General features: G+C 71.9%; 10 protein-coding genes. 4 read left to right on the top strand and 6 right to left on the bottom strand.

What is annotated here, in order from left to right; all coding sequences use genetic code 11:
- Positions 1 to 12 precede the first annotated feature (12 nt).
- Positions 13 to 1,941 carry an AI-2E family transporter gene (locus QE401_RS01040; protein ID WP_307136396.1) on the top strand — a complete coding sequence of 643 codons (1,929 nt, stop codon included), beginning with the start codon at positions 13 to 15 and terminating at the stop codon, positions 1,939 to 1,941.
- A gap of 99 nt (positions 1,942 to 2,040) precedes the next feature.
- Here QE401_RS01040 and QE401_RS01035 read toward each other — a convergent pair whose 3' ends face one another.
- The 5 genes from QE401_RS01035 to QE401_RS01015 form a co-directional block, all read right to left on the bottom strand.
- Entirely contained in the window at positions 2,041 to 3,036 is a 996-nt protein-coding gene (locus QE401_RS01035) for an asparaginase (protein ID WP_307136395.1), read from the bottom strand.
- A 55-nt stretch (positions 3,037 to 3,091) separates the two neighbouring features.
- On the bottom strand, positions 3,092 to 4,369 hold the full coding sequence (locus QE401_RS01030; protein ID WP_307136394.1) for a glycosyltransferase: 1,278 nt from the start codon (positions 4,367 to 4,369) through the stop codon (positions 3,092 to 3,094).
- Positions 4,369 to 5,931 carry a hypothetical protein gene (locus QE401_RS01025; protein WP_307136393.1) on the bottom strand — a complete coding sequence of 521 codons (1,563 nt, stop codon included), beginning with the start codon at positions 5,929 to 5,931 and terminating at the stop codon, positions 4,369 to 4,371. Before QE401_RS01025 ends, QE401_RS01030 begins: the two co-directional genes overlap by 1 nt.
- 175 nt (positions 5,932 to 6,106) lie before the next feature.
- Positions 6,107 to 6,688: a glycosyltransferase family 4 protein gene (locus QE401_RS01020; protein WP_307136739.1), complete on the bottom strand. Its 582-nt coding sequence runs from the start codon at positions 6,686 to 6,688 to the stop codon at positions 6,107 to 6,109.
- A gap of 181 nt (positions 6,689 to 6,869) precedes the next feature.
- Positions 6,870 to 8,417 (bottom strand): glycosyltransferase, encoded by a 1,548-nt coding sequence (locus QE401_RS01015; RefSeq protein WP_307136392.1) that lies wholly within the window; start codon positions 8,415 to 8,417, stop codon positions 6,870 to 6,872.
- Between the two features lie 170 nt (positions 8,418 to 8,587).
- On the opposite strand from QE401_RS01015, the gene QE401_RS01010 reads away from it, so the two are divergent.
- Positions 8,588 to 9,619 carry a glycosyltransferase family 4 protein gene (locus QE401_RS01010; protein WP_307136391.1) on the top strand — a complete coding sequence of 344 codons (1,032 nt, stop codon included), beginning with the start codon at positions 8,588 to 8,590 and terminating at the stop codon, positions 9,617 to 9,619.
- A 17-nt stretch (positions 9,620 to 9,636) separates the two neighbouring features.
- Positions 9,637 to 10,755, top strand: coding sequence for a polysialyltransferase family glycosyltransferase (locus tag QE401_RS01005; protein ID WP_307136390.1), 1,119 nt, complete (start codon positions 9,637 to 9,639; stop codon positions 10,753 to 10,755).
- A gap of 27 nt (positions 10,756 to 10,782) precedes the next feature.
- Here the strand turns inward: QE401_RS01005 and QE401_RS01000 are convergent, their stop codons facing one another.
- Complete coding sequence (locus QE401_RS01000; protein ID WP_307136389.1) at positions 10,783 to 11,538, bottom strand: hypothetical protein; 756 nt, start codon at positions 11,536 to 11,538, stop codon at positions 10,783 to 10,785.
- Between the two features lie 195 nt (positions 11,539 to 11,733).
- On the opposite strand from QE401_RS01000, the gene QE401_RS00995 reads away from it, so the two are divergent.
- Positions 11,734 to 12,564 carry a hypothetical protein gene (locus QE401_RS00995; RefSeq protein ID WP_307136388.1) on the top strand — a complete coding sequence of 277 codons (831 nt, stop codon included), beginning with the start codon at positions 11,734 to 11,736 and terminating at the stop codon, positions 12,562 to 12,564.
- The last annotated feature ends 29 nt before the right edge of the window (positions 12,565 to 12,593 follow it).

Raw genomic sequence — 12,593 nt, 5'->3', positions numbered from 1 at the left:
GAGACTGCCCCGATGGCCGAACCACCGCTGCGCGCCAATGGCCCGGCGACGAGGGCGAAGGTCGCCCCGGCCGAAGCCCCCGATCTGCGCAGCCTGACCACGCTGGCCGGCGGCGTCGTGGTGGTCGCCGGCCTCTATCTCGGCCGCGAGGTGCTGATCCCGGTCACGCTCGCCATCCTGCTCAGCCTGGTGCTCTCGCCCCTGGTGCGGGTGCTGCGGCGGCTCAGGGTCGGGCGCATCACCGCGGTGCTGCTGGCGGTGCTGGTGGCGCTGGGTATCATCCTGGCCGCCGCCGCGCTGATCGGCGCCCAGCTCGCCGAGCTGGCGCAGAACGCGCCGCTCTACCAGCACACCGTGCAGCAGAAGCTGGACACGCTGCGGCAGATGACCATCGGCCGCATCGGCTCCCTGGTCGAGCGCCTGGGCGAGGATTTCGGCCGCGCCCCACCGCCCGTGCCCTCCATCACCCCGCCGCGCGACGCGGCAGTGCCGCCCCTGCCGGTGGAGATCCACAGCCCCGACATGACGCCGATGCAGATGGTGCGGGCCTTCCTGGCTCCGCTGGCCGGGCCGCTGACCCAGGCCGGCATCGTGCTGGTGGTCACCATCTTCGTGCTGCTGCAGCGGGAGGATCTGCGCGACCGGCTGATCCGCCTGTTCGGCTCGACCGACCTGCACCGCACCACCGTGGCCATGGACGACGCCGCCATCCGCCTCAGCCGCTTCTTCCTGGCCCAGCTCTGCATCAATCTGGGCTTCGGCGCCGTCATCGGCCTCGGCCTGCTGCTGATCGGCGTGCCGAGCCCGCTGCTCTGGGGCCTGGTCGCGGCGCTGCTGCGCTTCGTGCCCTTCATCGGCGGCATCCTCGGCGCCGTGCTGCCCATCGGCCTCGCCGCCTCGGTCGATCCGGGCTGGTCCATGGCGCTCTGGACCGCCGCGCTCTTCCTGGCCGTCGAGCCCATCGCGGCGCATGTGGTCGAGCCGCTGACCTATGGCCACTCCACCGGCATGTCGCCGGTCTCGGTCATCATCGCCGCCATCTTCTGGAGCTGGATCTGGGGCCCGATCGGGCTGATCATCGCCACCCCCGTCACCCTCTGCCTGGTCGTGCTGGGCCGCCATGTCGAGCGGCTGGAATTCCTCGACGTGCTGCTGGGCGACAGGCCGGCCCTCACCCCGGTCGAGAATTTCTACCAGCGCGCTCTGGCCGGCGACCCGGACGAGGCCCAGGAACAGGCCGAGGCCCTGCTGAAGGAGCGCTCGCTCTCCTCCTATTATGACGAGGTGGCGCTGAAGGGCTTGGCGCTCGCCGCGGCGGATGTGCGGCGCGGCCTGGTCACGCCGACGCAGCTCGACCGCATCCGCGACAGCGTCACCGAGCTGGCCGAATCCCTCGACGAGCACGATGATTCCGAGCCCACCCCGCCGCCCCCCGCCAATGGCGCCGGCCGCATGCTGCGCCTCTCCGGCGCCGAGCAGCGCCTGCCCCGCCCGGCCCCCATGGCGCTGCCCTCCGCCGAGAGCATCCCGCCCGCCTGGCAGGCCGAGGGCGCCGTGCTCTGCATCGCCGGCCGCGGGCCGCTGGACGAGGTCTCCGCCACCATGCTGGCCCAGATCCTGCGCAAGCACGGGCTGGGCGCGCAGGTCGTGCCCTATGCCGAGGTCTCCCGCCGTGCCGTCGGGCATTTCGAGGCGCCGGGCGCCCGCATGGCCTGCATCTGCGCCGTGCAGATGCGCGGCGCGCCCACCCATCTGCGCTACCTGCTGCGCCGCCTGCGCCAGCGCCTGCCCCGGCTGCCGCTGATGGTGGGGCTCTGGGCGGCGCCGGACAATGCGCTGGACGATGCGCTGCACCAGTCGCTTGGCGTGCCGCTGGTGGTGGGCACGCTGCGCGAGGCCGTCATCGCCTGCGCACGCACGGCGGCGCGGGCGCCGGAGTAAGAAAAAGACAAAGACAAAGAAAACAAAAAGGCCAGGGGAAGGAATTCCCCTGGACCCCTTCTTTTCTCTGGCAGGGCCGGCCGCCGCTGGCGGCCGGCGTCACGCCGGCAGGGTGGCGCGCAGCTGGCCGACCTCGATGCCATTCCAGTTGAGCAGGATCGGCGCCGCCAGCGGCGCCACCACGCCGCGCTCGGCTTCCGACATCGGCAGCAGACGCAGCAGCAGGGCAGCCATCACCACCTCGGCGGCGCGGCCGGCGCCATCCTCGCATTTCAGCGCGACGCCGAGGCCAAGCTCCGGCAGGGCGGCGCAGAACACACCCTCGGCCCCGGTCTTGGTGAAGGCGCGCTCGCCCAGCGCCTCCATCACCACCGTGTCGAACCGGCCCGTGCCGCCCACCATGAAGGGGTGCCGGGCCACCGCCCGCCGCAGCCGCGCCGCCGCCTGGGCGCGCGACAGCGACATCCCATGGCCGCTGCCCAGCCGCGCGAAGCCCAGCGCCAGCGCCCGCAAGGGTACCGCATAGGTCGGGATGGAACAGCCATCGATGCCATGGCTGCCCTCCGCCAGCGCGAAGCCGGTGACCTCCTCCAGCGCCGATTTCACCGCCCGCTGCACGGCATGCTCCGGCTGGATATAGCCGCGCGGCTCGGCGCCCAGCCCGCAGGCCAGGCAGAGGAAGCCGGTATGCTTGCCCGAGCAGTTGTTGTGCAGCGCGCTGGGCGAGGCCCCCTGCCGCGCCAGGCGCTGGCTGGCGGCCGGCAGGCTCGGCCAATGCGCGCCGCATTCCAGCGCCGCCGCATCGAGGCCGAGCCGCGCCAGCCCGCGCGCCGCCACCTCCGCATGCCGCTCCTCGCCATTGTGCGAGGCGCAGGCCAGCGCCAGCGACTCATCATCCAGCCCGAAACGGTCGGCGGCGCCGCTCTCCACCAGCGGCAGCGCCTGGATCAGCTTCACCGCCGAGCGCGGGAAGACCGGGCGGTCGATATCCCCTTCCGAGAGCACCAGCGCGCCCTCGGCATCCACCACCGCGAAGGCGCCGGCATGGCGAGATTCTACCCGCCCCCCGCGCGTGACCTCGACCAGAACCGACATGACAGATCCTCCCGCCCCAGCCATAGCCCGACGCGGCGGGGCGGGGGAGGGGGGTCTACAGCGCCGCCTCGGCCTCCGCCGGCACAGGCCTGGCGGGCGGCGCGAAGGCCTCGGCCAGCCCGGCCAGGAACTCCTCCTTGCTGATCACGTCGCGCACCGTCATGCCGAGCCGCGCCCGCGTCTCCGGCTTGCCGGCCTCGACCAGCACCCGGGCCAGGTCGACCGGGGAGGCGCGCTTGAAATGCAGCCCGTCCACCTCGTTCTGCACCTTCTCCGCCATGCCGCCGATATCGGAGGCGATCAGCGGCGTGCCGACGCGCCGCGCCTCCTGGATGACGACGGGCGAATTCTCCCACCAGATCGAGGGGATGATGACCCAGCCCACCGCGCCCATCAGCGACAGCACGTCGGACGGGTCGTAGCGCCCGGCGAAGGCGATGCTGTGCGCGGCATCCTCGATGATCGTCTTGGTCTCGGGGAAGAAGCGCAGCATGTCCTCGCGCTCGGCGCCGAACACCGTCAGCGTGATCTCCGGATCCTCGACGAGGGCCAGCGACAGCGCCTTGACCAGGATGTCGAGCCCCTTGAACGGCGTCGGCTGGCCGAAGAAGCCGAAGCGCTTGGCCATGGCGGGCGCCGGCTGCGGCGGCCGTGGCACCGCCAGCAGCTCGTCGCCCAGATAGTTCTCCAGCACGCTGGAGCGCACATCGCGCAAGCCCCAGGCCTCGTAGCGCAGCCGGATGAACTCGCTCGGGTAGAGCACATGGTCGAAGCGGCGCAGCGTGTCGAGCAGCACCGCCTTGCGCAGCACCATCGTCTCGATCGCCTTGTCGGGGAAGCAGCCCAGGCAGCGCAGCGGCGATTCCGCGCGGCACAGCTCGCGCCCGCGGGTGCGGATCATCTGGCCGTGATGCAGGCAGATCGCCAGCATCTCATGCAGCGTGATGACGAAGCGCGCATCCGGGCGCGCCTCCATCAGCTCGGCGATCATGTCGGCGCCGATCCGCCAGTAATGGTGGAAATGATAGACCTGCACCGGCAGCGCCGCCAGGAAGCGCACCAGGTTGCGGCGCTGGAACGGGTCGTCCCACCACAGCCGGTCCGGGTCCATGCCGCCGAAGGCGAAGAGATACTCGTCCTCCGCATAGGGCATGACCAGGTCGATCGGCCGCTGCGCCGCATAGGCGGTGTTGGTCTCCGAGGCCGCGACATAGATCGCCCGCTGGCCGACGCTGCGATGCGTCTGCACCTGGCGATAGGCCGAGACCTCGCCCCCGCCCTTGGAGAAATCCGGATGGGAATGGGCGATGACGCAGATGGTGCGGTCGGGCATCAGGCGGGGACCTTGGCCGAGGGGGAGGCCGCGAGGGGAGGCGGGACAGGGGTCTCGCCGGCAGCGGCCGGGCGGGCCGGCAGGGTCCACAGCCGTTCCAGATGGGCATTGACCAGATGCGCGGCCAGCGGGCTGCGCCAGGCATGGGCCGGCGGCTGCCAGGGCTGCTCCGGCTGCTCGCGCAGCTTCAGCAGCCGCGCCAGGCTGTCGGCCAGGTCGGCGCTGCAACCGGCGGCGGCGTGCAGATTGCGCAGCAGCGCCAGCTCCTCCCCCTCCAGCCGGTGGGCGAAGAGCGCGCCCAGATCATCCGCGATCACCGCCCGCCCCAGCCGCAGCGGGTCGAGCGGCACCACCGCGGCGCCGGCCTCGGCCGCGCGGCCCAGCGCGATCGCCGCCTCGCGCTCGGTGCTGGCGCTGATGCGGCCGCGGCGGTGGAACACCTGCACCGCCTGCTCGGCCCGCTGGCCGATCAGCAGCAGCGAACCGCACAGCGCCTCGATGCGCGGCGCCAGGATGTCGAGCAGCGGCACGCAGCCCGGATCGTCCACCCCGACCATGATGGCGAGGCCGGGGCGGCCGCTGCTGCCGCGCGGCGCCGCCCGGGCCAGCGCGGCCAGCGCCGGCCGCAGCCCGCGCTCGCGGCTCTCCAGCACCTGCTGCATCAGCGCGACCGGCACCGAGCCGTCCATCGCCTCGCCCGGCAGGGAGACCAGCCCGTCCAGGAAGCCCGGCACCTGCTCGGCGCGCGGCTCGGCGCGCAGCCACAGCATTTCCTCGTCGAAGGCGATCTGCGCCACCAGCTCGATGCGGCGCAGCCGCGGCAGCAGTTCCGAGGGCACGCGGCCATAGGCGCAGCCGAAGCTCGCCGCCTGGAAGACGGTGCCATCCTCCTGCGGCAGCAGCACCAGCTCGTCCGGGCCGCCATCCGCGGCGCGCAGCGCGCCGATGGCGATCACCTCGATCTGCAGCCGCCGCTCCGGCCGGCCGCCGAACTGCACGCCGAGCGCGTATTCCCCCGCCGGCGAGGCCAGGCATTCCATGCGCGTCATGATGCCGAAATGCTCCGCCCGGTGCTTGACCAGCGGCAGCCGCGCCAGCCAGGCGGCGAAGGCGCCATAGGGGCGGTACTGGTGGCGCATCAGCGGCAGCGTCTCGCCGCGCTCCAGCGCCGCGCGCAGCAGGCGGAAATTGATCCGCCAATCCTGCCCTGCGATCACCGCCTGCAGGTCGCGGTTGATGCTGCCGTCGCGCAGGTTGATGCGGCCGCCGACCCCGGCCGAGCCGAGCAGGATCTCGAGCGGCGCGGTCTCCGCCACATCCTCCACCACCAGGGTGAAGCCGCTGACCAGCGCCAGCTGCGGGTCGGGCGCGGCCACGTCCGGCCGCGCATAGAGCAGGCGGAAGGCCGGCCGCAGCTCGCGCCCCTGCGGCCCCAGCACCCGCATGTCGAAGGGCGTGCCACGCGGGGTCATCACCCAGCCGCAGACCATGTGCTGCCGCGATCCCAGCGGGGCGACGCAATCGATCGCGATCTGCAGGGTCTCGGAGAAGTAAATGACCATCCATGGCTCCCCGTCGCGCCGGGCTCGCTGCCGGCCGCGTTGCATCCCGCACGGTCCTCTGCGGACCGCTTCCTTGCGGCGTTTTCTCCCCCTGGCTCCGGCAGGCTAGAGCGGAGCCCCATCGTTGCGCCAGGAATACGAATCCCCGCCGCCGCCCTGCCCCCTCCCGTCCCGCTCAGGCGACCCGGCGGGGCGCCTCCGCGCCGCGCGCCTGATCGGCCATGGCGAGCAGCGCCCGGCGGGTCGCGGCCCGGCCGAAATGCCGCCGGCCGAAGCCATGCGCCGCGGCCGAGAGGCGCTGCCGCAGCGCCGGCTCGCGCAGCAGCCGGTCGAGGCCGGCGACGAATTCGCCGCGCGAGCGGGCCAGCAGATAGGCCTCGCCGGCGCCGCCCTCGATGCCGAACACCGCCTCCTCGCTCAGCACCGAGGGGATGCCGCGGCAGAGATACTCGACCGTCTTGATCTTCAGCCCGCCGCCATAGAAGACCGGGTTGATGCCGATATCGGCGGCGTCGAGGAAGCCGGCGAGGTCGGCCACCTGGCCGTGCAGCACGAGGCGGCGGGTGCCGGCGGCCAGGTCGCGCAGCGTGTCGCAGACGCCGCCCGCCACATGCAGCTCGGCCTCGCTGTCTTCGAAGCAGGGCCAGACCTGCTCGACGAACCAGCGCAGCCCGTCGCGGTTCATCGGGCTGTCGCCGCCGACGAAGACGACGCGCCGCGCCGGGCGGCTGCTGTCGATGCGCGGCGAGGCCGGCATGGAATGCGGCAGGTAGAGCGACTTGCCCGGCAGGCTGCGCGACAGGAAGCGATGCTCCTCCGCCTGGATCGCCAGCAGCAGGCCGAAGCCGTCCATGATGCGCAGCTCGTCCGGCACCTCGATGCGGATATGGTGGTCCAGGCCGAAATGCGCGAAATTCTGCGCCCGCAGCGACATCACGTCATGCGTGTCGAGCACCGACAGGCCCGGGAAGCCCTTGGCGTGCCGCAGATAGCTCAGCCGGATGTATTCGACGATGCCGATGGCGTAGCTGTGCTGCGCCAGATGCGCCTCCAGCGCGCCGAAGAAGGCGCGGGCGAATTGCGTGCGCTCGAATGGCTGCATCAGCCCGGCGGTCTCGATCCAGCTCGGGCAGCGGGCTCACCCCGGCCGGATAGTCCTTGAAGGAGAAGACCCGGCCGCGCCCGCCCACCAGGCGCTGCGCCGTGGCGCGCTCGGCGGGCGACAGGCTGCGCAGCGAGAAGACGTCGAAATCCATCAGCTGCCGGCCGACCCGCAGCATCTCGGCGATGCGGGCATGGTTGCCGAGGCTTTCCTGCCAGAAGGGCAGGTCGGTCACCAGCAGCACGCGCGGCCGCTGCAGCGCGGCGCGCAGCGCGGCGCGGTTGCGCAGCAGCGAGGCCTGGCGCTCCACCGCGGCGACGTAGCGCGCATAGAGCGCCTGGCTGGCGGCGGCGACCTCGGCGCGGAAGCCGGGCTCGGCGGCGTAGCGCAGCAGATGCGGCGCCAGCGCCGCGGCGCTGCCCACCGCGTGATAGGGCGCCTCGGGCTCCAGGCCCAGGAAGGCGTCCGCGGTGCCGAGCACCGGCCGCCCATGCGCCAGCGCCTCCACCGTCTTGATCTTGAGGCCGGTGCCGCCCTGGTGCGGGTTCACGGCGAGGTCGAGCCCGGCATAGAAGCCGGCGAGCTCGGCCACCTCGCCCACCGGCTGCACCGGGGCGGGCTGGCCCTCGGCGGCACGGCTGGCGCCGCCGCCGACCAGCAGCCGCGCCCCCTGCGCCGCCAGCTCCGGCAGGTCGAGCGCGCCGAGCAGCGCGCGCAGCGCCGACTGGTTGATCGGGTTGGCGCTGCCGAGATAGCCGATCACCGGCGCGGCCGTGGCGGCGCGCGGCGGCAGGGAAGGCGCCTCGGGCACATGGCCCAGCGTCACCACCCGGGCGCGGCTGCGCTCCTCCAGCTCGGCGCGTTCCTCGTCCTGGATCGCCAGCACGAGGTCGGCGCGGTCGAGGCCGCGCGCCTCCTCCTCCGGCGTGGTGTAGAAGAAGGAGGGCTCGAGCCCGATGGCGCGCAGCCGCTGGTCGCGATGCGCGAAGACGTCGTGGGTGTCGATGATCTTCAGCGTGCCCGGCGGGAACAGCTCCAGCGCCTTGCTGAGGAAGACGTATTCGACCAGCACCAGATCATAGGAATCGGCGTCGGCGATGGCGGCGATGGAGGCCTGCAGCGAGGCCGGGAACCAGTCGTCGATGCCGAAGACATTGCCCAGGCTGCGCCGTTCCTGCTGCCGGTCATAGGGCAGGGTGATCAGCGAATCCCAGGCCTCGCGCATGGCGGCGAGGTCGCGCTCCCCCACCGTCTCGCGCATGACGAAACAGAAATGCACCTCATGGCCGAAGCCCTTCAGCCGCTTCAGCAGCGCCTGGATGCGCTGGCGGTTGCCGGCATTGCCGGGATGGCTCGGGGTGGGCGAGATGACGAGGCAACGCATCGGCTGAGGGGATCCTCCTCGGGCAAGAGCAGGTTAACATTTTTGGTGGCTTCGGCCCAGCCATGCCGCGGCAGGATATCCAGCCATGATGCGGCGCGGTATAAGGAGGGCCGGACACATTCCCGCGGCCAGGCGCCGCCCCTCCTGCTCCGCGAGGCCCCTCAGACACGATGCGCATCGCCTTGATCATGAGCCACGCCGACCGTTCCATGGGCGGCGCGACCCGCGAGCTGCATTTCATGCGGACGTTGCGCGAACAGGGGGCGGAGGTGGCCGTGTTCCGCATCCATCCCGGGGCGGAGACCGAGCAGGAAAGCTTCCTCGGCGGCAGCGTCACCGTCACCTTCACGCCCGAGGACAAGGGCGCGCATCCGGTGCCGCACCACAAGATCTCCGCCGCCATGGTGGAGGCGCTGCGCGGTTTCGCTCCCGATGTCGTGATCTTCAAGGGGCTGAGCTACGCCATCAACGCGCATGTCGCCGAGGCGCTGGGCCATGGCCCGGCCTATGGCTTCATCGTCGGCGGCAGCGTCACCGATCCGGTGCTGGACCGGGCCGCCTTCGTCTTCGGCGAGTATGAGGAGCAGCTGGCCGAGCATTTCGCCGGTTTCGCCGCCATGGGCACCGGCTTCGTGCTGCCGAAATATATCGACCTCGAATCGACCAGCCCGCCCGAGCCGCCGCCGCCGGCCGAATACGACATCGCCAATGTCGGCAATTTCTATGAGAAGCGGAAGAACCAGCGCGACCTGCTGCGCTTCGTGCCGGAGTTCCGCCTGCTGCTGGCCGGCGGCGGCCGCCCCGACAAGGCGGTGTTCGGCGCGGCGGAGCAGAGCGGGCGGGTGCATTTCCCGGGCCGGCTGGACCATGCGGCGCTGTTCCCGCTGCTGCATCGCAGCCGCATCATGGTGCACACCTCGACCATGGACGGGCTGCCGCGCGCGATGGTGGAGGGCATGGCCTGCGGCCTGCCGGTCATCGCCTATCGCGGCACCGTCCAGGGCGGGCTGCAGCACGGGGTGCAGGGTTTCCTGATCGCGCCCGAGGAGCTGGAGGAGACGGTGCGCCGGCTGCTCGGCGACGAGGCGCTGAGACAGCGCATGAGCCAGGCGGCGCGCGAGCATGTGGAGCGCCACCATGGCGTGCCGGCGATCCGCGCCGCCGCCTCGCGTTTCCTCGACTTCCTGCAACGCACGCTCTGAAATTGGGTGGAGCCGCCATGCGCCCGGTCGAGCACATCATCGTCACCGGCGATTTCCTGCGCCCGACCGATCGCGGCTTCCGCAGCTCGCAGACCGAGAATATCCGCTGGCTGTACCGGCTGATCCGCGGCCATCTGGCGCGCGCGACCGGCCTGCCGGTGGAATGCATGGTCTGGGGCGAGGGGGTGCAGCCCGAGCCCTTCTACGAGGCCTTCGGCGCCGAATACAGCGCTGCCGGCTGGGCCGAGTTCTTCAACGCCGAGACCGTGCCGCCCGAGGTGCTGGAGGCGCTGGAGGCGCGCTTCGGCCAGGCCCTGGTGGTGGGCTTCGAGCTGGCCGAATGGTGCAAGGCGGCGCTGTCGCATCTCGGCATCGCCTTCGTCGATCTCAACATCCATCCGGTGCGCTTCCTGCCGGACGTGTTCTTCGGCGCGCAGACCAACGATCCCGAGATCTTCGCAGCCCTGCTCGGCCATCACAGCGATCCGGACGGCTTCTATGGCTGGGCCGATCTGCTGGCGGCGACGGCGGTGAAGTTCACCCCGGATCTGCGGCTGGATTCGCCGGCGCTGCTGGTCGGCCAGACCCGCGTCGACCGCTCCCTGGTGCGGCAGGGCGAGCTGCTCGACCTCACCCGCTTCGCGCCGGAGCTGCAGGCGCTGCTGCTGCGGCACCGCATGCTGGGCTTCAAGCCGCACCCCTACAACAGCGGCGATTTCGGCCTGTTCACCTCCGGCGTGCCGTTCCGCCGCGTGCAGATGCTGAAGGCCAATGCCTATGCGCTGCTGGCGCATGACCAGCTGAAGGAGGTGGTGGGCATCTCCTCCTCCCTGCTGGTGGAGGCGCCCTATTTCGGCAAGCGCGCCATCTTCCTGCACCGCTCGCCCTTCGACCTGGCCGGTTCGCGCCAGGCGGCGCGGGAGGGGCAGCATCTCAGCATCGTGGACGGTGTGCTCAGCGCGGATTTCTGGCGCGACGCGCTGGCGCCGCGCCTGGCGGTGACGGCGAAGGACGGGTTGCGCATGGCGCTGCCGCCCAACAGCCTGCGCATCTCGCTGCGCAATTTCTGGGGCTTCAACGAGCTGAGCAGCGATTTCGTCGTGCAGCTCTACCAGGCCGGCGCGGCGCGGCGCTGAGCCGCGCCGGCCTGCCCGTGCTGGCCCTCAGGCGGTGAGGGCGTCGACGCGCTCGATCTCCAGCCGCACCAGCCCCGGCCCCAGCGCCCGCGTGTCGCCGCCCGAGGGGGCGGTGTGGCGCGGCGCCACCAGCACCAGGGAGAGCGGGCCGAGCCCGGCATCATCCTCCACCTCGATCTCGCCCTGCAGCAGCGGCTGGGTGCTGTCGGGCGGCGTCAGCAGGCGCAGCGCGACCGGCTGCGCGTTCAGCACCAGGGTCGAGCGTTCCGGCGCCCAGCGCGCGCCGAAGGGCATCACCATCTGCAGCGTCAGCCGCAGCCGGCCGGCGCCGAGACTGGGCAGCAGCAGGGTGCAGGTCTCGCCATTGCGGCCGCTCCAGCGCCATTCGCGGCTGCCATCGGTCTCCGCCCCGTGCCAGCCGGCGCCGGCGAAATGGTCGTCGCGCGGGGTCAGCACCACGCGCGGCGGCGGCGGCGGCGCGGCGGCGCGGCGCGAGGCCGGAATGTAGCGCAGCGGGTCCAGCCGCACCCAGTCCTCGCGGCTGCGCTTCGTCGCCGCCAGCTCCTGGCGCAGCGTCTCGGTGGTGACGCCGATGCGCGCGATCTCCTGCACCAGCTCGCGGCCGAGGGCCTGCAGCGCCGGGTCCAGCCGCGCCAGCATCGGCTGCAGCCGGGCCAGCATCGGCTCCGCCCGCATCCGCAGCCCGGCCTCGGAGACCAGGGAATCGGCCCGCTTCAGGCTGGCCAGGTCGAGCTCCGAGGAGGGGGGATTGTCAGCGGCCAAGGGCAGGCTCCCGTCAGGCGTGGAGGAGCCGCACGATACCACAGCCCCGCCGGGCGGCAATTGGCGCCCCCTGGCGGCCGGGCGCGGCTGCCAATTAAATATTTCGGTCTTCTTAACAGAAATCTTTGCGATTTCGCAACTGCGAGATAGGCTCGCCGCATCACCCTTCTGCCGACCCACAGGGAGCAGCAGCTGATGGTCAGAGGCGCGATCGAAAGCGTGATCGGCAACAAGATCAGCGGATGGATCTACGCACCGGCGGAGAATTTCCGTGGCAGCAAGGTGCTGGCCTTTGTCGATGAGGAATGCGTGGGCGCGGGCGAGGCCGAGCTGTACCGCCCCGACCTGGCCGCGGCCGGGCTGGGCGATGGCTATCTCGGCTTCTCCTTCTGGGTGACGCTGCGGCACCGGCGCGATGCCGGGCGCATTGTCATCCGCCTCGAGGGCAGCGACGCCGTGCTGCTGCAGCGGCAGAGCCGCGTCACCGACGGCGCGGCGCAGGAGGCCGCGGCGGGGCCGGGCCTGTCCGAGCCGCTCGCGCTGATGCGCTGGCTGCGCGCCCGCGGCTGGCTGAGCGACGCGGATTACGACCTGGCGCGCCACCTGCCGCAATTTGGCGTCTATGACCGCTCGCTGGTCGAGCCGGGCAGCGGGCAGGGCCATGCGCCGCCGCGGCTGAAGGAGGTGGTGCAGATGGCGGCCGACCTGCTGCAGCTGGTGACGCTGCAGGAGGGCCCGATCGAGCAGGAGCATGTGGCGGCGCCGGAGGATCTGGCCGGGCTCGGCGCGCTGCGCGGCGGCGAGGCCGGGCTGGTGGTGGCGCTGTGGAGCCGCAGCCCCGGCCAGCTCGACATCCTGCCCGGCTCGCATCGCGGGCAGGAGGAGGAGCTGAGCGGGGTGATGACCATCGCCGACCAGGCGATCGGCCCCGACCGGCTGCTCTTCCTCGACACGCGCTGCCGCATCGGGCCGAACAACCGGGTGCCGGCCGAGGGCATGCAGGCCTTCTTCATCCCCGCCCGCTGAGCCGGCATGGTCCGCCGGCCGCGCCCGCC

Source organism: Pseudoroseomonas cervicalis (assembly GCF_030818485.1).
In the GTDB taxonomy this organism is placed as follows: domain Bacteria; phylum Pseudomonadota; class Alphaproteobacteria; order Acetobacterales; family Acetobacteraceae; genus Pseudoroseomonas; species Pseudoroseomonas cervicalis_A.
This window is presented reverse-complemented; position numbering and strand designations above follow the sequence as displayed.